Source organism: Klenkia taihuensis (assembly GCF_900112525.1).
Classification (GTDB): Bacteria; Actinomycetota; Actinomycetes; order Mycobacteriales; family Geodermatophilaceae; genus Klenkia; species Klenkia taihuensis.
Genome location: NZ_FOMD01000001.1, coordinates 691,129 through 716,837, shown reverse-complemented (window position 1 = coordinate 716,837; position 25,709 = coordinate 691,129). Strand labels below are relative to the sequence as shown.

Annotated in this window: 27 protein-coding genes; 17 read left to right on the top strand and 10 right to left on the bottom strand. The window is 74.9% G+C overall.

Going from position 1 to position 25,709, the window contains the following annotated elements; translation table 11 throughout:
* Window positions 1-9 precede the first annotated feature (9 nt).
* A complete protein-coding gene (locus tag BM158_RS03490; protein ID WP_091554723.1) occupies window positions 10-1,170 on the top strand; it encodes a site-specific integrase in 1,161 nt (386 codons plus the stop codon).
* 170 nt (window positions 1,171-1,340) lie between these two features.
* Here the strand turns inward: BM158_RS03490 and BM158_RS03485 are convergent, their stop codons facing one another.
* Entirely contained in the window at window positions 1,341-1,865 is a 525-nt protein-coding gene (locus BM158_RS03485) for an MATE family efflux transporter (protein ID WP_131801962.1), read from the bottom strand.
* A 521-nt stretch (window positions 1,866-2,386) separates the two neighbouring features.
* On the opposite strand from BM158_RS03485, the gene BM158_RS21660 reads away from it, so the two are divergent.
* Window positions 2,387-2,956: a TetR/AcrR family transcriptional regulator gene (locus tag BM158_RS21660; protein ID WP_165628824.1), complete on the top strand. Its 570-nt coding sequence runs from the start codon at window positions 2,387-2,389 to the stop codon at window positions 2,954-2,956.
* A 13-nt stretch (window positions 2,957-2,969) separates the two neighbouring features.
* On the opposite strand, the gene BM158_RS21975 is transcribed toward BM158_RS21660, so the two are convergent.
* Complete coding sequence (locus tag BM158_RS21975) at window positions 2,970-3,905, bottom strand: helix-turn-helix transcriptional regulator (RefSeq protein ID WP_207506138.1); 936 nt, start codon at window positions 3,903-3,905, stop codon at window positions 2,970-2,972.
* Between the two features lie 158 nt (window positions 3,906-4,063).
* On the opposite strand from BM158_RS21975, the gene BM158_RS03470 reads away from it, so the two are divergent.
* Both BM158_RS03470 and BM158_RS03465 read left to right on the top strand, forming a co-directional pair.
* The gene (locus BM158_RS03470; RefSeq protein ID WP_091554717.1) at window positions 4,064-4,633 is read left to right on the top strand and encodes an NADPH-dependent FMN reductase; all 570 of its coding nucleotides are present in this window, start codon (window positions 4,064-4,066) and stop codon (window positions 4,631-4,633) included.
* A 5-nt stretch (window positions 4,634-4,638) separates the two neighbouring features.
* A complete protein-coding gene (locus BM158_RS03465) occupies window positions 4,639-5,169 on the top strand; it encodes a GNAT family N-acetyltransferase (RefSeq protein WP_207506136.1) in 531 nt (176 codons plus the stop codon).
* 176 nt (window positions 5,170-5,345) lie between these two features.
* On the opposite strand, the gene BM158_RS03460 is transcribed toward BM158_RS03465, so the two are convergent.
* From BM158_RS03460 to BM158_RS03450, 3 genes are read right to left on the bottom strand one after another with little or no spacing between them, the layout of a single operon-like run.
* Window positions 5,346-6,374, bottom strand: a complete 1,029-nt coding sequence (locus BM158_RS03460; RefSeq protein ID WP_091554714.1) for a type III polyketide synthase — start codon at window positions 6,372-6,374, stop codon at window positions 5,346-5,348.
* 53 nt (window positions 6,375-6,427) lie between these two features.
* Window positions 6,428-7,126, bottom strand: a complete 699-nt coding sequence (locus BM158_RS03455) for a methyltransferase domain-containing protein (RefSeq protein WP_091554712.1) — start codon at window positions 7,124-7,126, stop codon at window positions 6,428-6,430.
* A gap of 10 nt (window positions 7,127-7,136) precedes the next feature.
* Window positions 7,137-7,478 carry a DUF3140 domain-containing protein gene (locus BM158_RS03450; RefSeq protein WP_229827473.1) on the bottom strand — a complete coding sequence of 114 codons (342 nt, stop codon included), beginning with the start codon at window positions 7,476-7,478 and terminating at the stop codon, window positions 7,137-7,139.
* Between the two features lie 22 nt (window positions 7,479-7,500).
* Between BM158_RS03450 and BM158_RS03445 the strand changes: the two genes are divergently transcribed.
* The 3 genes from BM158_RS03445 (at window position 7,501) to BM158_RS21655 (ending at window position 9,304) form a co-directional block, all read left to right on the top strand.
* Window positions 7,501-8,019 carry a DUF6328 family protein gene (locus BM158_RS03445; RefSeq protein ID WP_341349803.1) on the top strand — a complete coding sequence of 173 codons (519 nt, stop codon included), beginning with the start codon at window positions 7,501-7,503 and terminating at the stop codon, window positions 8,017-8,019.
* On the top strand, window positions 8,016-8,942 hold the full coding sequence (locus BM158_RS03440; protein ID WP_091554705.1) for a ribokinase: 927 nt from the start codon (window positions 8,016-8,018) through the stop codon (window positions 8,940-8,942). The genes BM158_RS03445 and BM158_RS03440 overlap by 4 nt, the downstream gene beginning before the upstream one ends.
* A gap of 200 nt (window positions 8,943-9,142) precedes the next feature.
* On the top strand, window positions 9,143-9,304 hold the full coding sequence (locus BM158_RS21655; protein WP_165628823.1) for a hypothetical protein: 162 nt from the start codon (window positions 9,143-9,145) through the stop codon (window positions 9,302-9,304).
* Here BM158_RS21655 and BM158_RS03435 read toward each other — a convergent pair.
* The 5 genes from BM158_RS03435 to BM158_RS03415 are packed head-to-tail and all read right to left on the bottom strand — an operon-like array spanning window position 9,301 to window position 16,472.
* On the bottom strand, window positions 9,301-10,482 hold the full coding sequence (locus BM158_RS03435) for an acyl-CoA dehydrogenase family protein (protein ID WP_091554703.1): 1,182 nt from the start codon (window positions 10,480-10,482) through the stop codon (window positions 9,301-9,303). The genes BM158_RS21655 and BM158_RS03435 overlap by 4 nt on opposite strands.
* Window positions 10,479-12,419: an ATP-binding protein gene (locus BM158_RS03430; protein ID WP_091554700.1), complete on the bottom strand. Its 1,941-nt coding sequence runs from the start codon at window positions 12,417-12,419 to the stop codon at window positions 10,479-10,481. The genes BM158_RS03435 and BM158_RS03430 overlap by 4 nt, the downstream gene beginning before the upstream one ends.
* Window positions 12,416-14,029, bottom strand: coding sequence for an acyl-CoA carboxylase subunit beta (locus BM158_RS03425; protein WP_091554698.1), 1,614 nt, complete (start codon window positions 14,027-14,029; stop codon window positions 12,416-12,418). Before BM158_RS03425 ends, BM158_RS03430 begins: the two co-directional genes overlap by 4 nt.
* The gene (locus tag BM158_RS03420; RefSeq protein WP_091554696.1) at window positions 14,026-15,723 is read right to left on the bottom strand and encodes an acyclic terpene utilization AtuA family protein; all 1,698 of its coding nucleotides are present in this window, start codon (window positions 15,721-15,723) and stop codon (window positions 14,026-14,028) included. Before BM158_RS03420 ends, BM158_RS03425 begins: the two co-directional genes overlap by 4 nt.
* Window positions 15,720-16,472 carry a TIGR03084 family metal-binding protein gene (locus BM158_RS03415; protein WP_229827475.1) on the bottom strand — a complete coding sequence of 251 codons (753 nt, stop codon included), beginning with the start codon at window positions 16,470-16,472 and terminating at the stop codon, window positions 15,720-15,722. The genes BM158_RS03420 and BM158_RS03415 overlap by 4 nt, the downstream gene beginning before the upstream one ends.
* Before the next feature lie 162 nt (window positions 16,473-16,634).
* Here BM158_RS03415 and BM158_RS03410 point away from each other — a divergent pair, with 162 nt between their 5' ends.
* The 10 genes from BM158_RS03410 (at window position 16,635) to BM158_RS03370 (ending at window position 25,699) form a co-directional block, all read left to right on the top strand.
* Complete coding sequence (locus tag BM158_RS03410; protein WP_091554695.1) at window positions 16,635-18,164, top strand: acyl-CoA synthetase; 1,530 nt, start codon at window positions 16,635-16,637, stop codon at window positions 18,162-18,164.
* On the top strand, window positions 18,164-19,174 hold the full coding sequence (locus BM158_RS03405) for a TIGR03617 family F420-dependent LLM class oxidoreductase (RefSeq protein ID WP_091554693.1): 1,011 nt from the start codon (window positions 18,164-18,166) through the stop codon (window positions 19,172-19,174). The genes BM158_RS03410 and BM158_RS03405 overlap by 1 nt, the downstream gene beginning before the upstream one ends.
* A gap of 76 nt (window positions 19,175-19,250) precedes the next feature.
* Window positions 19,251-20,261, top strand: coding sequence for a metal ABC transporter solute-binding protein, Zn/Mn family (locus tag BM158_RS03400; RefSeq protein WP_207506133.1), 1,011 nt, complete (start codon window positions 19,251-19,253; stop codon window positions 20,259-20,261).
* Complete coding sequence (locus tag BM158_RS03395) at window positions 20,258-21,043, top strand: metal ABC transporter ATP-binding protein (RefSeq protein ID WP_091554692.1); 786 nt, start codon at window positions 20,258-20,260, stop codon at window positions 21,041-21,043. Before BM158_RS03400 ends, BM158_RS03395 begins: the two co-directional genes overlap by 4 nt.
* 9 nt (window positions 21,044-21,052) lie before the next feature.
* On the top strand, window positions 21,053-21,940 hold the full coding sequence (locus tag BM158_RS03390; RefSeq protein ID WP_091554691.1) for a metal ABC transporter permease: 888 nt from the start codon (window positions 21,053-21,055) through the stop codon (window positions 21,938-21,940).
* 66 nt (window positions 21,941-22,006) lie between these two features.
* Window positions 22,007-22,132: a hypothetical protein gene (locus BM158_RS22615; RefSeq protein WP_268247901.1), complete on the top strand. Its 126-nt coding sequence runs from the start codon at window positions 22,007-22,009 to the stop codon at window positions 22,130-22,132.
* Between the two features lie 161 nt (window positions 22,133-22,293).
* A complete protein-coding gene (locus BM158_RS03385) occupies window positions 22,294-22,947 on the top strand; it encodes a TetR/AcrR family transcriptional regulator (protein ID WP_229827476.1) in 654 nt (217 codons plus the stop codon).
* Window positions 22,948-22,991: 44 nt separating this feature from the next.
* Entirely contained in the window at window positions 22,992-23,426 is a 435-nt protein-coding gene (locus BM158_RS03380; protein ID WP_091554689.1) for a hypothetical protein, read from the top strand.
* A gap of 36 nt (window positions 23,427-23,462) precedes the next feature.
* Window positions 23,463-23,750, top strand: a complete 288-nt coding sequence (locus tag BM158_RS03375; RefSeq protein WP_091554688.1) for a lipopolysaccharide assembly protein LapA domain-containing protein — start codon at window positions 23,463-23,465, stop codon at window positions 23,748-23,750.
* Between the two features lie 104 nt (window positions 23,751-23,854).
* A complete protein-coding gene (locus BM158_RS03370; protein WP_091554686.1) occupies window positions 23,855-25,699 on the top strand; it encodes an acyl-CoA dehydrogenase in 1,845 nt (614 codons plus the stop codon).
* Window positions 25,700-25,709: the final 10 nt, after the last annotated feature.

The following is a 25,709-nucleotide window of genomic DNA, read 5'->3' as shown; positions in this document are numbered from 1 at the left end:
CCGGCCGCCATGGCGTCCCGGGCCTCGTTCGGGGCCATCGACAAAATGGCCTCGGGCAAGTGGCGAGCTCGCTGCACCGGACCGGACGGCAAGCGCCGGTCGGCCACCTTCCCCACCAAGGCCGATGCGCGGGTCTGGCTGGCCACCCAGCAGACCGACGCCGTCCGCCGCATGTGGCGGGCACCCGAGGGCGCCCGCCGCACGGTCGACGAGTTCGCAGCCGACTACCTGAAGCGTCAGGACCTCCGCGACTCGACCCGGGTCCTCTACGCCAACCTCTGGCGGCTGCACCTCGCTGACCGATGGACCGGTGTCGAGGTCGGCGACGTCACCCCGGCGATGGTGCGAAGCTGGCACGCCACCGCGGCCGCGACGACGGGGCCGGCGGTGCTCGCGCAGAGCTACCGCCTGCTGCGCGCCGTCCTGGGTGTTGCTGTCGCCGACGACGCCATCCCGGCCAACCCGTGCAAGCTGCGCGGGGCGTCCACCCCCAAGGCGGCCCGGCCGTCCCGGGCGCTGACCGCCACCGAGGCCACCGCCGTCGCCAATCACCTCGGACAGTCGACCCGCACCGAGCGGTACAGCGCGCTGGTCATGGTCCTCACCTTCGCCGGGCTCCGGTTCGGCGAAGCAGCCGCACTCCGCCGGTCCGACGTCCTGGACGAAGGGGAACGGCTGCGGATCGAGCGGGCCGTGCGCTACTACGACGGCCGCTGGGTAGTCGGTGAGCCCAAGACGGAGGCCGGCCACCGCACGGTCGCGCTACCCACCAGCGTCCGCATCGCGTTGCTCAAGCACATGGACCGGCACGTGCCGGACACCCCGGACGCTCTCGTGTTCGGCACCCGCAGCGGTGGCTTCCTCAGCGTCGCCAACTTCGGCAAGACCTTCCGCCGGGCGGCCGACGCCGTCGGGCTCGGTCCAGTCCGACTGCACGAGCTGCGGCACACCGGTGCCACCCTCGCCGCCGCGGCCGGGGCGAGCACGAAGGAGCTGATGCGCCGGCTCGGCCATGCCAGCCCGGACGCCGCACTGATCTACCAGCACGCCAACGACGACCGCGACGCCGAGATCGCCCGGGCCCTCGAGGCGCGGATCCGGCCACCGCAGCCACCGCCGCCGACGTCGCGTCGACCCCGCCCCACGCACCGTCCTGGGCCCAGGCGGTAGGTCATTCCTAGGTCATGAGCGGGGTGACAACGCGAAACAGGGCCTCTGAGCAGGGCTTTTGCGTGCCGCACTGGTCCTTCCCAAGCTGACACTGCGAGTTCGGTTTGCGCCACCCGCTCACGCAGCTGCGCCGCGAGCCCCATGCGGGGGCGTGAGGCCCGCTGCAGCAGTCAGAGTGCGGAGTTGCCGGTCACTCGCCGTGCCTCGTGCCAGTCGTCGTCGCCCTCGGGCTCCTTGGCCAACAGGCCGGCTCCGATCGACCACACGATCCCGCCGACCAGGCCGATCCACGGCCCGGCCTCGGCCTCGAGGTCCGCACCCCGCTCGAAGGCGCCCGGGGCGTCGAAGACGTAGCTCAGCGCGATCCCGACGGCCGCGATGCCGACCGCCATGGTGACCAGGGACAGGCCGCGGTGCTGGCGCCCCCGGGCGCGGGAGATGGCGTAGAGCAGCGCCACGGCCAGCCCGATCCCCAGGTAGGCGAGCAGCGGGATGACGGTGTCCGTCTCGTACCCGGACCCCGACGTGGGGTCCTCCGGGTCGGTGGTGGACACCCAGGACAGGAAGGTGGCGATGGTGAAGATGACGATGCCGGTGATCGCCGCATAGGCGCCCACGGGGTTGGCGCGGCGGTCCCGGTCGACGCGGGTGCTGTCACGGGGGTCGTTGATCGGGGGGTGTGGTTGCTGAGTCATGACCAGTCGCTGCCCCTGGATGGTGCCAGCCCAATCGGGCCTTCCGAGTCTCGCTGTTCCGTTGCTGATCGAATGCGCGGACGGAGCAGCGCAAATGCCGAGGTGAAAAAAGTCAGAATGGTGCCACCGATTCATTGCCGTTTCGGACGCGCAGTCACGGAATGCGCGCAAGAATTGCTGCGGGGATCAACGGACACTGGCGAATAGCACCATCTCAGCCCGACAGCTCGCCGCCGCGGTGGGCGGCGCCGGCGAGGTCCGCTCAGCCGGCCGACTGCCCGGCGACCCGGTCGATCTGGTCGTGCAGGGATCCTGACCGTCGATCTACGATCCTCATCACCGGTGCGGCCGGGCGTCGACGAGCGAGCGCCGGGCCGCGTGGAGCCGGCCCGACGACGACGTCGGGCGTCGGCGCACAGGAGCGCAGCATGGTCTCCCCCACCGCGGACCCGTCACCGAAGGGCAGGGCACCGTCCCCACGGGCGCGGCCCGAGCGCCGTCCACCGTCCGACCCCGGCCCGGTGCGCGGCGGCCGGCCGCGGGACGAGGAGCTGACGACCCGCCTGCTGGCCGTGGCGGTCGACGTCCTCGCCGAGGGTGGCCTCTCGCTGCTCACCATCGAGCGTGTCGCCTCCCGGGCCGGCGCCGGCCGGGCCGGGGTCTACCGGCGCTGGCCCGACATGCCACACCTCGCCGCCGACGCGGTCCGCACCTGCAGCCTGGTCCCGCGCGCGCCGAGCACCGCATCCCTGGCCGGCGACCTGGCCACGGTGCTGCACCCCTGGACGCGGGACCTCGACCGCGGTGAACGGGCCGCAGCCGCCCTGCTCGGCGAGGCCCGGACCAGCCTCGTGGTGCAGGGCGCCCTGGACGAGGTCGTCCGCTGGCCGCTGAGCGGCGTCCTGGCCCGCGTCGTCGGGGCCGAACGCGCTCGGGGCCGGGCCGTGCCCACCCGGCGCGAGGGGACCGCGGACCGGGTGCTGCGGGCGCTGTGGTGGTCCCGCTACGTCGACCAGCCCGACCCCCTGTCCGGGCGCGAGGTCGAGGCGCTGGTCGGGCAGGTGTTCGTCCCGCTCCTCGACGTGCGCTGACGGCGAGGAGCGGTCAGGACAGCAGCGTGGTGCTCGGGGAGCGGCCGTAGACGTCCCGGTACCGCCGCGCGAAGCGGCCCGCGTCGGCGAACCCCCACCGGGCGGCGATCGCGCCCACGGTGGCGCGGCCGGGGTCGGCGGCGAGCAGGTCGGCGTGCGCCCGCTCCAGGCGGACCCGGCGCAGGTGCGCCATCGGCGTGGTGCCCAGGTGCTTGCGGAAGGCCAGCTGCAGGGCGCGGGGCGTGACGTGCGCGGCCTCCGCGACGTCGGCGACCGTCAGGTCCCGGTCGGGGTGGCTCTCGATGAAGGCCACGGCCTGCGCCACGATGCGGGGCCGGGCGTCCCGGCGGTCCCGGGCGGCGGGCTCCACCGCGGCATCGGTCGGGAAGGCGGCCAGGGTCGCCGCCGCCATCAACCGCGCCGTCGCCCCGGCCACCAGCGGCGGGACGGCGGGCCCGGCCGCGGTCCGCTGCACGAACTCCAGGGTGTCCAGCCACTGCCGGGCGGCCGCGCCCGACACCGGCGTCCAGCCGGTGAGCGCGGGCGCCCCGCCGTCGGCGGTCTGCGCCACCGCCGCGAAGGTCGACGGGTCGATGACCACGTAGTCGGCCTCGCAGTCGTGCACCTCGGCCTCGAACACCGCGCCGGCGGGCGCGGCGAGGTACACGTCGCCGGCGGCCCACCGGTGCTGCTGCCCGGCCGACCGGTAGCCGACCGACCCGCCGCGCAGCCGGGCCACGCAGGTGCCCGCCCGCGGTTCCTGGGCGGTGATCACGGCGTCCACGCCGTACCGGATCCGCGAGACCTCGACGCCGGCGACGGTGTCCTGCACCAGCCGCAGGCCCGGGCGGGGACCGGCCGCACCGACCGCCACCCGGTACCGCTCGGCCAGGGCCGCAGCGACCTCGTCCACCCCGTCGACCTCCATCGACAGGTGCGCCACCGCCACCTCCCCACCCGACCCGGACCCCCGGCCGGGCCCGTTCCGCGCCAGCGTCCCACCCCACCGGGCGGGACGGAACGGTCCCGGACCTCGCCCCCGCTCGTCGTCGCCCGTCGACCGGCGTAGTTTGAAGGCTCAACCACTTCGACCCGAGGAGCCCCGCCGTGCCCCGTCCCGTCCTGCAGGTCATCGCCGGCAGCACCCGCCCCGGCCGCAAGGGCATCGCCGTGGCCCGCTGGGTCGCCGAGCAGGCACAGGCGCACGGCGGGTTCGACGTCGAGCTGGTCGACCTGGCCGACGCCGGGCTGCCGGTGTTCGACGAGCCCAACCACCCGCGGCTGGGCCAGTACACGAAGGACCACACCAAGGCCTGGTCGGCCACGATCTCCCGGGCCGACGCCTTCGTCTTCGTCTTCCCCGAGTACAACCACTCGATCCCCGGCGGGCTGAAGAACGCCATCGACTTCCTCTTCCACGAGTGGGCCGACAAGGCCGCCGGCCTGGTCTCCTACGGCGGCGTCTCCGCCGGCACCCGCTCGGCCGCCGCGCTCAAGCCGGTGCTCGGCGCGCTGCGCGTCGTGCCGGTCGTCGAGGCCGCCACCATCCCGTTCTTCACCCAGTTCATCGACGACGACGGCGTCTTCACCGGCAACGCCGAGCTGCAGGCCGGCGCCACCGCGATGCTCGACGAGATCGCCCGGCTGACCACGAAGCTGCGGGGACCGCGAGACTGAGCGGCGTGGAGCTGCGCACCCTGCCGACCGCGGACCTGACCCCCGCCGAGCGGCAAGAACTGCGCGCCCTGCTCGACGGCGCCTTCGCCGACGACGACGAGCACTTCTCCGACGAGGACTGGGGCCACGCCCTGGGCGGGCTGCACGTGCTCGCCCGCCGCGACGGCGAGCTGGTCGGGCACGCCGCCGTCGTCGGCCGGCAGCTGATCGCCGGGGAGCGCACGCTGCGCACCGGCTACGTCGAGGCGGTCGCGGTCGCCGCGCACGCCCGCCGCCAGGGCATCGCCGGGGCGCTCATGGCCGAGGTCGAGCGGCTGGTGCGGGGCGGGTTCGAGCTCGGCGCGCTGGCCGCCAGCGAGGACGGCGCGGCGCTCTACGACGCCCGCGGCTGGACCCGCTGGACCGGTCCGCTGCGCTGCCTCACCCCCGACGGCGTGGTGGACGGCGACGACTCCTGGGTCTACGTGCTGCCGGTGGAGCCGGTCGACCCCACCGAGGTGCTCGTGTGCGACTGGCGGCGCGGCAGTCTCTGGTGAGTCCGCGGTCGCTCAGCGTGCCGACCCGCCGCCCCGCCCGACCGGATCGCGTACCACGGGTCCCACCAGCTGCGCGGCGGTTGGCCGGGCCTCCCGGGACCCCCCAGGATCGGAGCAGCTGACCGGAACAGCTCCGTTCAGCTACCGGGCCCTGCCCCCGCCCGGTCCCCCTCTGCTCAGGCCGGCAGCAGCAGCGTGGCGTAGAGCGTCAGCCCGGGCCCGAAGGCCATCGCGACGACCGGGCCGTCGACGTCCCCGAGCTCGTCCAGCACCAGCAGCACCGTGGCCGACGAGCAGTTGCCGTGCTCGGCCAGCACCCGCCGCGAGGGCGCCATCTGCTCCTCGGTGAGGCCGAGCTGGTCGCGGGCGACGTCCAGGATCCGGGGGCCACCGGGGTGCACCGCCCAGCCGGCCACGTCGCCGACCTGCAGGCCGGCGGTGTCCAGCAGCTCCTGCACCACGTCGCCGACGTGCCGGGCCAGCACGTCGGGCACCCGCGGCGACAGGCCCATCTTGAAGCCCAGGTCGGTGACGTCCCAGGTCATGTGGTCGGCGGTCGAGGAGTCGGTGCGGGCCACCGTCGCGGCCACCCGCAGACCGCGACGGGCGCCGGGCTCGAGGACGACGGCGGACGCGGCGTCGCTGAACAGCGCGTGCGCCACCACCTGCGACAGGTCGTGCCGGGCCGGCTGCACGTGCAGGCTGGTCAGCTCGACGCACAGCATCACCGCGGGGCGGGACCGGGCCACCACGTAGTCACCGACCGCGCCCAGGCCCGGCAGCGCCGCGTAGCAGCCCATGTGGCCGACCAGCAGCCGCTGCACCCCGGCGGGCATGCCCAGGTCGCTGGCCAGCCGGATGTCCAGGCCCGGGGTGGCGTAGCCGGTGCAGGTGACCACGGAGAACAGCCCGACGTCGCCGGGCGCGAGGCCCGCGGAGTCCAGCGCGGCGGCGACCGCCTGCTTGCCCAGCGGCATGGCCTCGTCGACGTAGCGGGCCATCCGGGCGCCGGTGCCCCACTGCGAGATGTCCTCGTGCACCGGGTTGACCACCGCGTGCCGGGTGCTGACCCCCGACGCGGAGAACACCCGCCGCGCCGAGCGCAGCCCGGCGTAGTGCTCGGCGAAGAAGCCCTCCCACACGTCGTCCTGCGTGTAGGTGGCCGGCAGCGCCCGGCCGGAGCCGGTGATCACGGCGGCGGTCATCGGGACCGGCCCGGGAGAAGCGTCACTTCTCCGACGGTACGGGCGGTCGGGGCTCAGCGCTTGCGGCCGTAGCCGGCGAAGAGGATGCCGCTCCACCGCATCGGCCGCATGCGGACGCCGTCCCGCCGTCCCCGCCTCCACGCGACCACGTCGCGGACCGAGGGCCGCAGGCCGACCAGCCGCAGCTCCAGGCCCAGCCGGTCGGCGGCGGCCAGCAGCCGGCGGCGGTCGACGAACAGCGCGGGGTCGTGGATGCCCGGCGGGGGCCCGCCCGGGATCCGCTCGGCCAGGGTGACCGCGACCGGGCCGGCCAGCCGGGAGTCCGCGATCGCGTCGACGACCAGCGCCCCGCCGGGCCTCAGCAGCCGCGCGCACTCGGCGAGCACGGCGACGTCGTCCTCGACGTGCTCGAGCACCTCGCCGCAGACCACGACGTCGGCGCACCCGTCGGCCAGCGGGACGGCGAGCACCGACCCGCGGACCGCGCCCACCCCGTGCTCGCGGGCCACCGCCAGCCCCGCCGCGCCGAGGTCGACCCCGACGTGGCGGTAGCCCAGCCGCTGCACGTGCGGCGCCATGAGCCCGCCGCCGCAGGCCAGGTCGACCAGGACGGCGTCCGGCGAGGCGGCGGGCGGGATGTGCTCGGCGCGGGAGGCCGCCAGCCAGTGCAGCATCGCGAACCCGCCCGAGGGCTGCCACCACTGGTCGGCGAGCTCGTCGTACTGGGCGGGGTCGTTGCGGGCCAGCGGCACGCCCGCGACGCTACTTGTCCTTGAGCGGGTCGTGGCCCCAGTTCATCAGGGAGTACCGCCACTTGGAGTCCTCGACGTCGTTCTTGGACGGGCCCTGCGCCAGGTGCCGCTTCACGTAGCCGGTCACCTTCTTCATGTGCTGGTGGTCGTCGTCGGTGAGGTCGGCGACCTTGGTGCCCAGCAGCTCGACGATCCGGCGGCCGGACTCGTGGCCGGTGGACTCCCCCGACCCGCCGGACTTCTGCCCCACCTCCTTCGACTCGTCGGTCTCCAGGAACTTCTCCAGCTCCTTCGCGGTCATGTTCACCGCGTCGTGGAAGTCGTCCCGGATCTGCTTGTCGTCGTCGGCCACGTCGGTCCTCCAGGTTCGTCGGGTGTCCGCGTCGGGGTACCGCTGCGCCGTGGGCGGGAAACCGGGACCGGAGCGGGCAGCACGCGCGCGGGACGAGACACCCGACGAGGTGCTCGACCGCAACACCGGGGAGCTGCTGCAGGAGCTTCGGGTCACCATCACCGGCGTCCAGGTGCTCTTCGGGTTCCTGCTGACGCTGCCGTTCAGCTCCCGCTTCGGCGACCTCGACGCCTTCGCGACCACGCTCTACGTCATCACCCTGATGGCCACCGCGTTGTCGGCGGTGCTGCTCATCGCGCCGGTCTCCTACCACCGCGTGGTGTTCCGCCACCGGGCCCGGGAGGCGCTGGTGCGCGACGGCAACCGGCTGCTGGTGGTGGGCCTGGCGCTGCTGCTGCTCGCCGTGGTCAGCGCCGTCCTGCTGGTGCTGCACGTGGTGCTCGGCACCGGCGCGGCGGTCGCGGGCGGCGCGGTCGTCGGCGTGGTGGGCCTGACGACCTGGTACCTGCTGCCCCGGCGCGCCCTAGGCTCCCGCGGGTGAGCGTGGTGGTGGCCGGCAGCCTCAACGAGGACCTCGTGGTCACGGTCGGGCGGCTGCCCGGCCGTGGCGAGACGGTGATCGGGTCGGCGGTGGAGCTGCTGCCCGGCGGGAAGGGCGCCAACCAGGCCGCCGCCGCGGGCCGGCTCGGCGACGGCGTCGCGATGGTGGGCCGGGTCGGGGACGACGACGCCGGCGCCCGCCAGCTGGCCGCCCTGCGCGAGGCGGGCGTGGACACCGCGCTGGTGCAGGCCACCCCGGGCGTGCCCACCGGCAGCGCCACCATCCCGGTCGAGGCCGAGGGCGGGGAGAACCTCATCGTCGTGGTGCCCGGGGCGAACGGCGAGGTCACCCCGGCCGACGTCGACGTGCCCGCCGTGCGCGGGGCCGGCGTCCTGCTGCTGCAGCTGGAGACCCCGGTGCCCACGGTGGTCGCCGCCGCCCGCGCGTGCACCGGCACCGTCGTCCTCAACCCCGCCCCCGCGCAGCCGCTGCCCGCCGAGCTGCTGGCCGAGGTCGACGTCCTGGTGCCCAACGAGCACGAGCTGGCCGACCTGGCCGGTGCCGGTGCCGACGACCTCGCCGGGCTCGCCGGGCTGGCCCGCGGGCTGGCCGCGCGGTCGGTGGTGGTCACCCTGGGCGGCAACGGGGTGCTGGTCGTCCCGGCCGAGGGCCCGGCGCTGCACCAGCCGCCGCTGCCGGTGTCGCCGGTGGACACCACCGGGGCCGGCGACTGCTTCTGCGGGGCGCTGTGCACGGCGCTGGACCGGGGTTCCGCGCTGGCGGAGGCCGTCCGCTACGCCGCGGTGGCCGCCGCGCTGTCCACCACCGGCCCGGGCGCCCGCGGCGGCCTGCCCGACGACGCCGCCGTCCGCGCCGCCCTCGCCGACCTCCCCCGGGCCCGCAGCGTCGATCAGGGGGGTTGATCGATGTCCGTCCCCCCTCGCCAGATCTGGTGCAGGAGGACGGACTTCCGTGCAGGAAGACGACGACGCGGCCGTGTGGTTCCGGCGGGGCGTCGACCACCACCCGGGCGCCCGGGCGCCCGGCATCCGGGATGCCCTGCGGGCACACGAGCTCACCCCACGACGGTTGGTGCGCGCACCGAGCGGGCAGGCCAGGGGGCATGACGACACCGACCCACTCCGAGGACCCCGCCGAGGGCGCCGACACCGCCACCACCGACGACGCCGGCCGCACCCCGCACCCCGACCAGCCCGCCGAGGGCGCGGACACCGCCGACGCCGAGACCGGCCTCGACCCGGAGAACCGGATCACCGGGGCCTAGTAGGAGCGCGGCAGCTGCAGGTCGTGCTGGGCGACGAAGTTCAGCACCATCTCGCGGCTGACCGGCGCGATCCGGGAGAACCGGGACGCCGTCACCAGCGCCCCGATGCCGTTCTCCTGGGACAGGCCCGACCCGCCGTGGGTCTGCACCGCGGCGTCCACGGCGTGCACCACGGCCTCCGCGGCGGCGTACTTCGCGCTGTTGGCGGCGGTACCGGCGTCCAGGCCGTGGTCGATCAGCCAGGCCGCCTTGAGCATCATCAGCCGGGCCAGTTCCACCTCGACCTGGGCGGCGGCCAGCGGGTGCGAGACGCCTTGGTGCGCGCCGATCGGGGTGCCCCAGACCCGGCGGTCGCGGGCGTAGGCCGCGGCGCGGTCCAGCGCCAGCCGGGCGGTGCCCAGCGAGTACGCCGCGCCCATGACCCGCTCCGGGTTGAGCCCGGCGAACAGCTGCGCGATGCCGGCGTCGGGCGAGCCCACCAGCGCGTCGGCGGGCAGCCGGACGTCGTCGAGGAACAGCTGGAACTGGTTGTCCGGGCTGACCAGCTCCATGGGGATCTGCGTCCGCGACAGGCCCGGGGCGCCGGTGGGGACGACGAACAGCGCCGGCCGCAGCGTCCGCCTGCCGGACCCGGGCAGAGTGCTGTCGCCCGCGTCGGCGAGCTTGGCGACCACCAGGACGGCGTCGGCGACGTCCACCCCGCTGATCCAGATCTTCTGCCCCGACAGCACCCACTCGTCGCCGTCGCGGCGGGCGGTGGTGGTGATCTCGTGGCTGTTGGACCCGGCGTCGGGCTCGGTGATGGCGAAGGCCATGGTCAGCGTGCCGTCGGCGATGCCGGGGATCCACCGGTCGCGCTGCTCCGGGGTGCCGTAGCGGGCGATGACCGTGCCGCAGATGGCCGGGCTGACCACCATCATCAGCAGCGGGCAGCCGGCCGCGCCGAGCTCCTCGAGCACCACCGCGAGCTCGACCATGCCGCCGCCCCCGCCGCCGTGCTCCTCGGGCAGGTTGACGCCGAGGAACCCGGCCTTGCCGGCCTCGGCCCACAGCTCCTGCACGGTGCCGCCGGTGCGGGCCTGCTCCAGGAACCAGCGGTGGCCGTAGCGGCCGGCCAGGTCGGCGACCGCGGCGCGCAGGTCGCGCAGCTCGTCGCCCTCGTCGAAGTCCAGCGTCATGCGGGGTCCCCCTCCAGGACGGTGAGGACCGCGCCGGCCTCCACCTGGTCGCCGACGGCCACGTCCACGCTGGTCACGACGCCGTCGGCGGGTGCCGTGACCGGGTGCTGCATCTTCATCGCCTCGAGCACCAGCAGCCGCTGGCCGGCGCCGACCCGCTCCCCGGGGGCCACGTGGACCGCGACGACGGACCCCGGCATCGGGGCGACCAGCGAGCCCGCGGCGACGGCGGCCGACGGGTCGGGGAACCGGGGCAGCAGCCGCAGCGCCACCGACCAGCCGTCGCCGTCCACCCGCACGTCGTCGTCGTAGGCGGCGACCCGCAGCCGGCGCTCGACGCCGTCGACGGCCAGCACCACCGCCTTCGGGGTCGCGGAGACCAGCGCGGTGCCGGGGACGCCGGCCAGGCCGTCGCGGGTGAGCCGGTAGCCGACCTCGACGGTCTCCTCGCCGTGCGCGAAGGCGGCGCGCTGCAGCTGCGAGGGCACGTTGCGCCACCCGCTCGGCAGGTCGCCGAGCACCGCGGACCGCCGCCGCCCGGCGGCCAGCGCGAGCGCGGCGGCGACGGCGGCGAGCCGGACGTCGTCCGGGCCGGCCAGCGGTGCGGCCAGGGTGTCCAGGCCGTGCCGGTCGAAGAAGGCGGTGTCGGTGTCCCCGGCCAGGAAGGCGGGGTGGCGCAGGGTGCGGACCAGCAGGTCGCGGTTGGTGGTGGGCCCGTGCAGCCGGGCGCCGGCGAGGGCGGCGGCGAGCCGGGCGGCGGCCTCGTCGCGGGTCGGCGCCCAGGCCACCACCTTGGCCAGCATCGGGTCGTAGTGCGTGGAGACCACGCTGCCGTCGACCACGCCGGCGTCCACCCGGGTGCCGGGGGCCGGCGGCACGGCGAACGCCGTCCCCGGGACGTCGAACCGGTGCACCGGGCCGCTGACCGGTCGCCAGTCGTGCGCGGGGTCCTCGGCGTAGAGCCGCACCTCGATCGCGTGGCCGGTGGGCGCCGGGGGCTCCGCGGGCAGCCGCTCGCCGGCGGCGATGCGCAGCTGCCAGGCGACCAGGTCCAGGCCGGTGACGCACTCGGTGACCGGGTGCTCCACCTGCAGCCGGGTGTTGGTCTCCAGGAAGGAGAACGCGCCGTCGGGGCGCACCAGGAACTCCACGGTCCCCGCACCCACGTAGTCGATGGCCCGGGCCGCGGTCACCGCGGCCGCCGACAGCCGCTCCCGCAGCTCGCCGTCCACGAACGGGGACGGCGTCTCCTCGACCACCTTCTGGTGCCGGCGCTGCAGCGAGCACTCCCGCTCGCCGAGGGACCACACCGTGCCGTGGGCGTCGGCGAGCACCTGCACCTCGACGTGCCGGCCGGCCTCGACGTAGGGCTCGACGAAGACCGTCGGGTCGCCGAACGCCGACGCCGCCTCGGCGCGGGCGGCCGCCAGCTCGCCGTCCAGGTCCTCGAGCCGGCGGACGACGCGCATGCCTCGGCCACCACCGCCGGCCGAGGCCTTGACCAGCACCGGGAGGTCGGCCGCGGTGACCTCGTCGAGCTGCAGCACCGGCACCCCGGCGGCGGCCATCAGCGCCTTGGCATCGACCTTGGAGCCCATCGCGTCGATCGAGGACGGCGGCGGGCCGATCCAGGTCAGACCCGCGGCGACGACCGCCCGGGCGAAGTCGGCGTTCTCGGACAGGAAGCCGTAGCCCGGGTGCACCGCGTCGGCCCCGGCGGCCAGCGCCGCGGCGACCAGCAGGTCGGCCCGCAGGTAGGTCTGCGCCGGGGTCGCCCCGGGCAGCCGGACGGCGCGGTCGGCCTCGGCGCGGTGCGGGCTGCCGGCGTCCGGGTCGCTGTACACCGCCACGGTGCCGACGCCCAGGTCGCGGCAGGTGCGGAACACCCGGCGGGCGATCTCGCCGCGGTTGGCCACGAGCACGCGGGTGAGGCTCACGGGCGGAACACCCCGTAGGCCGGGGTGCCGTGGCCGGCGCCGGTGCCGGCCACCTCGCCGCTGGCGATCGCGCTCAGGCACAGGCCGAGCACGGTGCGGGTGTCGCGCGGGTCGATGATGCCGTCGTCGTACACCCGGCCCGACAGGAACCGGGGCATCGACTCCGCCTCGATCTGGGCCTCGACGGCGGCGCGCATCGCGGCGTCGCCGTCCTCGTCGAACGGGGTGCCGCGGGACTCGGCCGACGCACGGGCGACGATCGAGAGCACCCCGGCGAGCTGGGCCGGGCCCATGACGGCGGACTTCGCCGTCGGCCAGGCGAACAGGAACCGCGGGTCGTAGGCCCGCCCGCACATGCCGTAGTGCCCGGCGCCGTAGGAGGCGCCCAGCAGCACCGACAGGTGCGGCACCCGGCTGTTGGAGACGGCGTTGATCATCATCGCGCCGTGCTTGATGATCCCGCCCTGCTCGTACTCCTTGCCCACCATGTAGCCGGTGGTGTTGTGCAGGAACAGCAGCGGGGTGTCGGCGGCGTTGGCCAGCTGGATGAACTGGGTGGCCTTCTGCGCCTCGGCGCTGAACAGGACCCCCTGCGCGTTGGCCAGCACGCCGACCGGGTGGCCGTGGATGCGCGCCCAGGCGGTGACCAGCGACGGGCCGTAGCGCGGCTTGACCTCGTCGACGTCGCTGTCGTCGACGACCCGGGCGAGCACCTCGCGGGGGTCGAAGGGCTGGGAGAGGTCGGGGCCGACGACGCCGAGCAGGTCGTCCTCGGCGTACCGCGGGGGGACGACGGCCGCCGGCGCCGGTCCGCGCTTGCGCCAGTTGAGCCGGGCCACCACCCGCCGGCCGATGCGCAGCGCGTCGACCTCGTCGACGGCGACGTGGTCGGCCAGCCCGGAGACCCGCCCGTGCATGGCGGCGCCGCCCAGGGACTCCTCGTCGGAGACCTCGCCGGTGGCCATCCGCACCAGCGGCGGGCCGCCCAGGAACACCTTCGCACCGCCGTCGACCATCACCACGTGGTCGCTCGTGCCGGGCACGTAGGCCCCGCCGGCGGTGGAGTTGCCGAACACGATCGCGATGGTCGGGATGCCCGCGGCCGACAGGCGGGTGAGGTCGCGGAACAGCTGTCCGCCGGGGATGAAGATGTCCTTCTGGGTGGGCAGGTCGGCGCCGCCGGACTCGACCAGGGTGATCAGCGGCAGCCGGTTCTCCCGGGCGACCTGCATGGCGCGCAGCGTCTTCTTCAGCGTCCACGGGTTGCTCGCCCCGCCGCGCACGGTCGGGTCGTGGGCGACGACGACGCACTCGACGTCCTCGACGACGCCGACGCCGGTGACCACGCTGGCGCCGACGGCGAACTCCGTGCCCCAGGCCGCCAGCGGCGAGAGCTCCAGGAACGGGCTGTCCGGGTCGACCAGCAGCTCGACGCGCTCCCGGGCGGTCAGCTTGCCGCGGGCCCGGTGCCGGGCGACGGCCTTCTCCCCGCCGCCGGCGACGGCACGGGCGTGGTCGTCGTCCAGGTCGCGCAGCGCGGCGAGCACCGCGTCGCGGTTGGCGGCGAACGCGGCGCCGGCGGTGTCCAGCGTCGAGCGGAGGACGGTCACAGGAGGGACTCCGGGATCTGCAGGGTGCGGCCGCGCAGCCACTCGCCGACGGCCTTGCCCTGCGGGTCGAAGCGGGTGCTGGCGGCCACGCCCTGGCCGAGCAGGCCCTCGACCACGACGTCGACGGCGCGCAGGGCGGGCAGCGGGTGCACGGTCACCGGCAGGCCGGCGGCCTCGGGCAGCAGCTCGCGCACGACGTCGGGGGTGATCGCGGCGGCCAGCCACCCGGCGCCCTCGTCGGTGGTGGCCCACAGGCCGATGTTCGCCGTCCCGCCCTTGTCGCCGCTGCGGGCCCGGGCGACCGCGCCCAGCGGTGCCCGCCGGGTCGGGCCGGGCACCACCGGCGGTGCCGGGGGCGCGGGCAGGTCGGCGAGCGGGGCGGTGACCGACGGCGGGGGGACGTCGACGCGCCGCCCGTCGGGCAGGACGGCGACGTGCGGGACGGCGCCCTGCGGGACGAAGGCCGGCGTGCAGACCCCGTACGCCGAGCCGGTACCGGGCGGGGCGGTGAGGTGGAAGCCGGGGTAGGAGGCCAGCGCCAGCTCGACCGCGGCGCCGGAGAAGGCCCGGCCCACCACCTCGGCGCGGGGGTCGGTGGCCTGGGCGCGCAGCAGCACGCTGGCGCCGGCCTCGGTGTCGGCGTCCGGGTTCTCCGCCCCGACGGTCGACCAGACGAGCTCGGCCGGGCGGGGGTCCAGCGCGGCCTCGAACTGGGCCCGGGCCAGCGCGGCCTTGGCCTGGACCCGGTCGCCGGTGAGCACGAAGGTGACCTCGTTGCGGTGCCCGCCCAGGGCGTTCAGGCAGACCTTCACCTCCGGCGGCGGCGCCTCGCCGCGCGTCCCCGAGAGCAGCACCCGGTCGGGGCCGTCGGGCGTGAGCTGCACGGTGTCGAACCGGGCGACCGCGTCGGGCCCGGCGTAGCGGGCGCCGGTGATCTCGTAGAGCAGCTGGGCGGTGACGGTGTCGACGTCGACCACGCCGCCGGTGCCCGGGTGCTTGGTGATGACCGCCGACCCGTCGGCGCGCAGCTCGGCCAGCGGGAAGCCGGGGTGCAGCAGCTGCTCGAGCGGGTGCTCGTCGAAGCTGGACAGGTTGCCGCCGGTGGCCTGGGTGCCGCACTCCAGCACGTGGCCCACGGCCATCGCCCCGGCGATCGCGTCGAGGTCGTCGCGGCCCCAGCCGAAGTGCGCGATGCCCGGCCCGACGACCAGCGAGGCGTCGGTGACCCGGCCGGTGACCACGACGTCGGCGCCGGCCCGCACGCACTCGGCGATGCCGAAGGCGCCCAGGTAGGCGTTGGCGGTGATCGGCTCGCCGAACCCCAGCTCGGCGGCGCGGGGCAGCAGGTCGTCGCCCTCGACGTGGGCGACCGCGGTGGGCACGCCCAGCCGGTCGGCCAGCGCGCGCACCGCGTCGGCCAGCCCGGCCGGGTTGGTGCCGCCGGCGTTGACCACGAACCGCACCCCGCGGTCGCGGGCCAGGCCCAGGCACTCCTCGAGCTGGGCCAGGAAGGTGCGGGCGTACCCGCGGGCGGGGTCCTTCGCCCGGTCCCGGCCGAGGATGAGCATGGTCAGCTCGGCCAGGTAGTCCCCGGTCAGGACGTCGAGCGGCCCGCCCTCGAGCATCTCCCGGACGGCGGCCCGCCGGTCGCCGTAGAAGCCCGACGCGTTGCCGATCCGCAGCGGGAACGTCACCCGTGGCTCCCGGCGCCGGGCGCCCCGGCGAAGGCCTGGGCGACGTCCAGCCAGCGGTCGGCGACCGGCCCGGTCGCGGTGAGCGCGAGCGCGGAGCGGGGGCGGCGCTGGGTGGCCCGCAGGCAGAAGTCCAGCGCCGGGCCGGTGACCCGGTCGGCCGCGGAGGCCTCGCCCCACGTCCACACCGCGCCCGACGGCGCGACCAGCTCGACCCGGACGTCCTCGACGGGGGCGGGCAGGCCGTGCTGGCCGAAGGCGAACCCGCGGGTCACCACACCGAGGTGGGCGACGGCCCGCAACCGGTCCGTCGCCGAGACCGGCAGGCCCAGCGCGTCGGTGACGTCGACGCCGTGCGCCCAGGTCTCCATCAACCGGGCGGTGGCCATCGAGGCCGCGCCCATCGGCGGGCCGTACCAGGGCAGCTTGGCCCCGGCCCGGACGGCGGCCAGCGCCTGCGCGAGCGCCGCGCGGGAGGCCCGCCACCGGGCGAGCAGCTCCGCCGGGGGGCCGGCGGCGCCGGCCGCGGCGGCCGCGTCCACGGACTCGTCGGGCAGCACCGGGGCGGGCACGGTCGCGGCGAGCACGGACGCCTCGTCGGTCCAGGCCAGGTGGGCGACCTGGTGGGCGACGGTCCAGCCGGCCGCGGGGGTGGGGGTGGCCCATCCGGCGTCGTCGAGACCGGCGACCACGGCGTCCAGCGCGGCTCCCTCGGCCTCGAGGTCGGCCAGCAGGCCGTCCAGCAGTGCCACGCGACCTCCTCGTCGGCGAGCAGTCAGCCCTGACCGCTCCCGGTCAGCCTGCGGGGCGGGGGTCCCGGCGTCAAGGGTCCGCGCCGTGACAGTCAGGGTTGACCGTGCGCCAGGTCACGCCACAGGATCCCGGGGACGCCCCGCCGACCCCTGGGAGCAGCCGTGTACCCCGGCACCTACGCCGACCGCACCCCCGACAAGCCGGCCGTCGTCGTCGCCGAGACCGGCCGGGTGCTGACCTACGCCCAGCTCGACGAGCGCTCCACCCGGCTGGCCGACGTGCTCCGCCGGCAGGGCCTGGGCCCCGGCGACCACGTCGCGTTCGTCGCGGACAACACCCCGGAGGTGTTCGAGGTCTACTGGGCCGCGCTGCGCTCGGGCCTCTACGTCACCGGGGTGAACAACCACCTCACCGCCGACGAGGCGGCCTACATCGTGCGCGACTGCGGCGCCCGGGTGCTGGTCGCCTCCGCCGGGGCCGCCGCGCTCGCCCGGGAGACCGCGCAGCGCTGCCCCGACCTGGCGCTGCGGCTGGCCTGGGGCGGCCCGGTGGAGGGCTACGAGGACTACGAGGCCGCCCTGGCCGCCGCCAGCCCCGAGCGCCCGGCCGTGCAGCCGGCCGGCACCGACATGCTCTACAGCTCGGGCACCACCGGCCGGCCCAAGGGCGTGCTGCCGAAGCTGCCCACGCACCTCATCGACCAGCCCGGCGACGTGTTCACCGCGGTCTTCGGCCCGCTGTACGGCTTCGACACCGAGACCGTCTACTACTCCGCCGCCCCGCTCTACCACGCCGCGCCGCTGCGCTTCGGCGGCATGCAGCACCGCTCCGGCGGCACCGTCGTCATGGCGGCGAGGTTCGACGCCGAGACCGCCCTGGCGCACATCGAGCGGTACGGCATCACGCACAGCCAGTGGGTGCCGACGATGTTCGTCCGGATGCTCAAGCTGCCCGCCGAGGTCCGCGAGCGTTACGACGTGTCCAGCCAGCGGGTGGTCATCCACGCCGCCGCGCCGTGCCCGGTCGAGGTCAAGCAGCAGATGATGGAGTGGTGGGGGCCGATCCTGCACGAGTACTACTCCTCCACCGAGGGCAACGGCGTCACGATCGTCGGCCCGCAGGACTGGCTGGCCCACCCCGGCACCGTCGGCAAGGCCGCCCTCGGCGTGCTGCACATCTGCGACGAGGAGGGCCGGGAGCTGCCCGCCGGCGAGGTCGGCACGGTCTGGGTCGAGCGCGACGCGATGCCCTTCAGCTACCACGGCGACCCGGAGAAGACCGCCGCCGCGCAGCACCCCGAGCACCCGACCTGGTCGGCGATCGGCGACGTCGGCCGGGTCGACGACGAGGGCTACCTCTACCTCACCGACCGCAAGGCGTTCATGATCATCTCCGGCGGGGTGAACGTGTACCCGCAGGAGGCCGAGGACGTGCTGGTCATGCACCCGGCCGTCGCCGACGTCGCCGTCATCGGGGTGCCCGACGAGGACCTCGGCGAGGCCGTGCTCGGCGTGGTGCAGCCGGTCGAGGGCGTGGAGCCCTCCGCCGACCTCGCCGCCGACCTCATCGGCTTCGCCCGCGAACGGCTGGCCGGCTACAAGGTGCCCCGGCGGATCGAGTTCCAGGCCGAGCTGCCGCGCAGCGCCGCGGGCAAGCTGGTCAAGCGGCGACTCACCGAGATGTACCGCTGATGCTGCTCGACGCCTCGCTGACCAGCGCCGACGACCCCTCCGCCACCGCGCGCGAGCTGGAGGACCGCGGCTACGCCGGGGTCTGGGCCTCCGAGGTCGCCCAGGACCCGTTCCTCGTGCTGCACGCAGCAGCGCTGGGGACGTCGCGGGTGTCGGTCGGGTCGGCCATCGCGGTCGCCTTCGCCCGCTCCCCCATGACGGTGGCCTACACCGCCTACGACCTGCAGCGCTACAGCCGGGGCCGGTTCGTCCTCGGCCTGGGCACCCAGATCCAGGCGCACGTCGAGCGCCGGTTCTCCATGCCGTGGTCCGCCCCGGCCGCCCGGATGCGCGAGTACCTGGGCGCGCTGCGCGCGATCTGGGCCAGCTGGACCGACGGCGCCCCGCTGCGCTTCCGCGGCGAGCACTACCGGCACACCCTGATGACGCCGATGTTCACCCCCGCGGTCCACGAGTGGGGCCCGCCCCCGGTGCACCTGGCCGCGGTCGGCCCGCTGATGACCCGGCTGGCCGGCGAGGCCGCCGACGGCCTGCTCGCGCACTCCTTCACCACCGCCCGCTACCTGCGCGAGCGCACCCTGCCCGCGCTGCAGGAGGGCCTGGACGCCGCCGGCCGCGACCGCTCCGCGGTCCAGGTCAGCCTGCCGGGTTTCGTGGTCACCGGCCGGGACGACGCCGAGCGGGCCCGGGCCGCGGACGCCGTGCGGGCGCAGATCGCCTTCTACGGGTCGACGCCGGCCTACCGCCCGGTGCTGGAGCTGCACGGCTGGGGCGGGCTGGGCGAGGAGCTGCACGCGCTGTCCACCGGCCGCGACCCCGACCGCTGGCGGGCCATGGCCCGCCTGGTGGACGACGAGGTGCTGGGCACCTTCGCCGTCGTCGCCGAGCCCGACGCGGTGGGCCCGGCCCTGCTCGAGCGGTACGGCGGGCTGGTCGACCGGTTCAGCGTCTACCCCGGCACCGGGGTCGGCCTGGACGTGCTGGACCCGGTGGTGCGCGCGCTGGCCTGACCCCCGGGTGGACGGCGGCCACCGCGGTGTGGTGACATTGGTTCCGGGAATCATTGTCAACAAGCTGGAGCGTGCTGTGCCCCGCCGTCCGATCGTCCTGGCCGCGCTGGCCGTCTCCGCCCTCGGCCTGGCCGCCTGCGGGGGCGGCGGGGACCAGAACCAGACCCTGACCAACCAGGCCGACGCCGCCAACTGCCCGGCCGACGTGCTCGACGTCGTGGTCTCGGTCAACCAGTGGGGCGACATCGTGCAGCAGCTGGCCGGCGACTGCGCGAACGTCACCACGGTCATCAACTCCACCGCGCTCGACCCGCACGACTACGAGCCCACCACCGGCGACATCGCCGCCTTCGAGGACGCCGACCTCGTCGTGGTCAACGGCGCCGACTACGACCACTGGGCCTCCGACGCGGTGGCCAACCTCGACCCGGCCCCGGCCGTGGTCGACGCCGCGGAGGTCGTCGGCGTCGAGGGCGGCCACTCCGAGGAGGAGGGCCACTCCGACGAGGAGGCGCACTCCGAGGAGGAGGGCCACTCCGAGGAGGTCCACGGCTCGGTGAACCCGCACCTCTGGTACTCCCCGGAGTACGTGCAGGAGACCGCGCGGGCGATCACCGCCGAGCTCTCGCAGCTCGCGCCGGACGCCGCCGACTACTTCACCGAGCAGGCCCAGGCGTTCACCGAGGCGCTGCAGCCCTACGACGAGGAGCTGACCACGCTGCAGGGCCTGGCCACGGGCAAGACCTACGCGGCCACCGAGACCGTCTTCGACTACACCGCCACCGCGGTCGGCCTCACCGACGCCACCCCCGAGGGCTACCGGGACGCCGCCAGCAACGAGAGCGACCCGTCGCCGTCCGACGTCGCCGCGTTCGAGGCCGCGCTGGCCGACGGCAGCATCGACGTGCTGGTCTACAACACCCAGACCGAGGGCAGCGTGCCCGAGCAGCTGCGCGCCGCGGCCGAGTCCGCCGGGGTGCCGGTGGTCGACGTCACGGAATCGGTGCCGGACGGGGATGATTCCTTCGTGGCGTGGCAGCTGGGCCAGCTGCAGCAGCTCGCGGACGCACTCGGTGGGGGGCAGTGACACCAGGCTCTGACTCGGAGACCCCGCCGGCCCTCGTGCTGGACGGGGTCTCCGTCGTCCGCGGGGGCCGGGTGGTCTGGGACGAGGGCGACCTCGCCGTCCCCGCCGGCGCCGTGGTCGGCGTCATCGGCCCCAACGGCGCGGGCAAGACCACCCTCTTCCAGCTGGCCCTGGGCCTGCTGCCGGCCGCGACCGGCCGGGTCGAGGTGCTCGGCGCCCCGCCGCGGCGCGGCAACCGGCGCATCGGCTACGTGCCGCAGAACTACACCGCCGCCCTCGGCCAGGCCGTGCGGGCCCGCGACCTGGTCGGCCTCGGGCTCACCGGCACCCGGTTCGGCCTGCACCGCAGCACGCCCGACGAGCGGGCCCGGGTGGACGACGCGCTGCGCCGGGTCGGCGCAGCCGGCTACGCCGACCGGCGGATGAGCGAGCTCTCCGGCGGCCAGCAGCAGCGGGTCGCCATCGCCCAGGCCATCGTCGACGACGCCGACCTGCTGCTGCTCGACGAGCCGCTGGCCAACCTCGACCTGCGCAACTCCCAGGAGATCGTCACCCTGCTCGGCGAGCTGCGCCGCGAGCGGGCGGTGACGATCATGGTCGTCGCGCACGACCTCAACCCGCTGCTGCCGGTGCTCACCGACGCCGTCTACCTGCTCGACGGGCACCCGCACCACGACGTCATCGGCGAGGTCGTGACCGAGGACCTGCTCACCCACCTCTACGGCACCCGCGTGCGCGTCGTCCGCACCGCACAGGGCGACCTGTTCACCCGCAGCGGCTGAGAGGCCCCCATGCGCTTCCAGGACAACTGGTTCCAGATCCTGCAGACCACGTTCATGCAGCACGCCCTGGTCGGGGGCAGCCTCGTCGCGCTGACCGCCGGCCTGATGGGCTACTTCGTCATCACCCGGCAGAACGCCTTCGCCGCGCACGCGCTGGCCCACATCGGGTTCCCCGGCGCCACCGGCGCGATCCTCGTCGGCGCCCCGGTCACCCTGGGCCTGGCGGTGTTCTGCGTCGGCGGCGGGCTGCTCATCGGCCTGTTCGGCAAGCGGGTGGCCGAGCGCGAGATCGCCACCGGCACGATCCTGGCCTTCGCCACCGGCCTGGGCGTGCTGTTCGCCTCGCTGGCCACCGCCAACGCCTCGACCACGACCAACGTGCTCTTCGGCAACCTGCTGGCGATCAGCCGCGACCAGCTGTTCATCTTCGGCGGGTTCACCCTGCTCGTGGTGGCCGCCCTGGCCGTGATCGCCCGGCCGCTGGTGTTCGCCTCGGTGGACCCCGCCGTCGCCGAGGCCCGGGGCGTGCCGGTGCGCGCGCTGGGCGTGGCCTTCGTCGTCCTGCTGGCGCTGACGATCACGATGGCGGTGCAGGTGGTGGGCACGCTGCTGCTGTTCGCCCTGGTCGTCACCCCGGCCGCCGCGGCGCTGCGGCTGACCGCCCGGCCCGGGATGGTCGCGGCGCTGTCGGTGGCCTTCGCGCTGGCCTCGGTCTGGGTGGGCCTGGTGCTCTCGGCGATGATCGACCTGCCGCCGAGCTTCTTCGTCGTCGCCGTCGCCGTCCTGGTCTGGGGCGTGGTGCTCGTGGCGACCCGCGAGCGCCGCTCGGCGCGGCCCGCGGCGCCCGCGGTGGGCGGGCACGACGCCGTGCACGCGGTGCCCGAGCGCGCGCACTGACCCCTCCCAGGGAGCTCGCAGCGCGACGACTGGTCAGCGGGCAGTGACCGGGTGCACAGTACGGGGATGACGGACCACGAGCCGCAGCGCAGCGGCAGCACCGCACCCGACCAGCACCCCGACCCCGAGCAGACCCCGGCCGCGCCGGTGGTCCGGCTGCTGGCCAACCCGCGCCGGGTACGCCGCACCTGACCCTCGGCAGATCTGCCGCGACCGTGACCGCGCAGTCACATCGGTCCCAGTCGCCACCTCGCTCACGGGCGGCTCACCAGTACGTTTCACGCTGAGTTGCGAGCCCGACACACCGGCGTGCCGTGAACCGCTCCGTCACGACGGCGTGCACCATCGCTGACGTGACCGCCGCCATCTCCTACCCCACCGACGCCGACGCCCTCGCGGCCGTCGACCCGCTGGGCGCCCCGATCCCCGTCCGTCGCAGCCGCGCCGAGCGGCAGGCCATCGTGCTGGACACCGCCGAGCGCCTGTTCTCCGGCCGCAGCTCGCGCAGCGTCGGCATGGACGAGCTGGTGCGCGAGACCGGCCTGGGCAAGATGACCGTCTACCGGCTCTTCAAGAGCAAGGACGACCTGGTCGGCGCCTACCTCTCCCGCAAGGCCGCCACCCTGCTGGGCTTCATCGACGCCGAGCTCGGCCGCTTCGCCGACGACCCGCGCGGCGCGCTGCTGGCCATCGTCGACGTCGTCGAGAAGGACGTCACCCGCACCGGGTTCCGCGGCTGCCCGTTCACCAACGTGAGCAGCGAGTACGACGACCCTCAGCACCCCGCCCGCTCCGCCGCGGCCGACTACAAGTACGAGCTGCACATGCGGCTGGTGCACCTGGCCGAGGAGCTCGTGCCCGGCGCCGGCGACGACCTCGCCGCCCAGCTGCACCTGATCATCGACGGCATGCAGCTCTCCGGTGGCCTGCTGGGCCCCGACGGCCCGGCCAGCCACGGCCGCAAGCTCGCCGAGCGGCTGGTCGACGCCGCGGTCGCCGCCCGCTGAATCCGGACGGTTCGGATCCGTCGCCGCGGGGCAGGCCCCGCGGCGTGACCGACCGATCCCGCCCCGACCTCGACGACACGACCGTGGAGGCCCTGGGCAAGCTGTCCGAGGCCCTGGAGACCGTGGAGCAGGCCCGCGGCTTCCTCTACGCGTTCCACCAGCTCTCCGGCAAGGCGGACATCCTGCTCGGGGAGGCCGTCGACGGGCTGCGCGAGGCCGGGGCCACCGAGCTGGCCGACGACCTGGAGCGCGAGCTGGTCGGGCGCAACGTGGTCGCCGACCGGTGGACCTTCCAGGTCGTGGAGGACTACGACGCCGGTTACTGGTCGACCTTCCGCGCCTTCGACGCCCGCGCGCGCGAGGAGCTCGCCGGCGGCGACCGGCACGTGCTGGAGGCCCGGATGAAGCAGCGCGAGCGCACCCCCGGCGCGCCCCGCCAGGAGGCCGGGCCGGCGCTGGACGAGCAGCCGCCGTCCTGACGCGCGGGGAGACCGGTTGCGCCCTACCGTTCCGGGATGACCACCTCGTACCCGGCCGGTGACCCGACTCCCCCGCCCACGACACCCCCGTCGGCCGGCAGGCGCCGCAGCGGCAGCCTGGGCAGGACGCTGTCCAGCGTCCTGCTCGTCGTCGTCACGGTCGTCCTCGTGCTGTTCGTGCTGTTCAACACGCAGACCGTGCGCGTCTCGCTGGTCTTCGGCGTCGTCGACCTGCCGCTGGTCGTGGCCCTGCTCGCCGCGGCCGTGCTGGGTGCGCTGATCGTGGCGCTGCTGTCGATCCGGGCCCGCCGCCGGGAGCGCTGACCCGCCCGGGCGAGTCGTCCTTGCCGCTTGTTACCCGCCAGTAATAGGGTCGCCGTTACCGGCGGGTAACAAGCGACCCGCCCGGATCGACAGCGGGAGCACGCATGGGCCACTACACCGCCGACCTGCGGGACCTGGAGTTCAACCTCTTCGAGTTCCAGTCGACCAAGGACCGCTTCGGCACCGGCCCGTTCGCCCAGATGGACGCCGAGACCGCCCGCGGCGTGCTCGACGAGGTCCGCCGGCTGGCCGAGGGGCCGCTGGCCGACAGCTTCGTCGACGCCGACCGCAACCCGCCGGTCTTCGACCCGGCCACCCACACGGTCACCATGCCGGAGTCGTTCAAGAAGTCGATCAAGGCGATCGACGACGGCGAGTGGTTCCGGCTCGACCTGCCCGAGGAGCTCGGCGGGTTCGGCGCTCCCCCGAGCATGCGCTGGGCCGCCTACGAGATGATCCTCGGCGCCAACCCGGCCGTGTTCATGTACGGCTCGGGTCCGTCGTTCGCCACCGTGCTGCACGAGGTCGGCACCCCCGACCAGAAGAAGCTCGCCGAGCTGATGATCGACAAGGGCTGGGGCGCCACCATGGTGCTCACCGAGCCCGACGCCGGCTCCGACGTCGGCGCCGGCCGCACCCGCGCGGTGCAGCAGGCCGACGGCACCTGGCACATCCACGGCGTGAAGCGGTTCATCACCTCCGCCGAGCACGACATGGCCGACAACATCGTGCACCTGGTGCTGGCCCGGCCCGAGGGCCACGGGCCCGGCACCAAGGGCCTGTCGCTGTTCGTCGTCCCCAAGTTCCACGTCGACCTCGAGACCGGTGAGCTGGGCGAGCGCAACGGCGCCTACGTCACCGGCGTCGAGAAGAAGATGGGCCTGAAGGTCTCCACCACCTGCGAGCTGACGTTCGGCGACGGCCCGGTGCCCGCGGTCGGCACGCTGGTCGGCGAGGTGCACGAGGGCATCGCCCAGATGTTCAGGATCATCGAGCACGCCCGGATGTTCGTCGGCACCAAGGCCATCGGCACGCTCTCGGCCGGCTACCGGGTGGCGTTGGACTACGCGAAGTCGCGGGTGCAGGGCGCGGACATGACCGCCACGTCGAAGGACGCCCCGCGGGTGACCATCACCCACCACCCCGACGTCCGCCGCTCGCTCATGCTGCAGAAGGCGCACGTGGAGGGCATGCGCGCGCTGTACCTCTACACCGCCACCTTCCGCGACGAGGTCATGGAGGCCGAGGCCGCCGGCACCGCGGACTCCGAGCAGGCGAAGCTGGCCGCCAAGGTCAACGACCTGCTGCTGCCGATCGTGAAGGGCTACGGCTCGGAGCGGGCCTCCCAGCTGCTGGCCGCGGAGTCGCTGCAGACCCTGGGCGGGTCGGGCTTCCTGCAGGACTACCCGATCGAGCAGTACGTCCGCGACGCCAAGATCGACACCCTCTACGAGGGCACCACCGCGATCCAGGGCCAGGACTTCTTCTTCCGCAAGATCGTCAAGGACGGCGGGGTCGCGATCGGGTGGCTGGCCTCGCAGATCCAGCAGACCTTGGACGCGCAGGCCGGCAACGGGCGGCTCAAGGAGGAGCGGGCCCTGCTGGCCACCGCGCTGGACGACGTCCAGGGCATGCTCACCACGATGTTCGGCCACCTGGGTGCGGCCGCGCAGGACATGCGCAACGCCTACCTGGTCGGCCAGAACACCTCCCGGCTCCTGCTGGCCGCCGGCGACCTGGTCACCGCGTGGCTGCTGGTCCGGCAGTCGGAGGTGGCGCTGGCGGCGCTGGCCGGCGAGGTCAGCGAGCGCGACCGGCACTTCTACGAGGGCAAGCTCGCCGCCACCCGCTTCTTCTGCACCCAGGTGCTGCCGAAGCTCACCGCCGAGCGGGCGATCGTGGACGCGACCGACAACTCCCTGATGGACGTCGACGAAGCCGCCTTCTGACGGGTGAGGC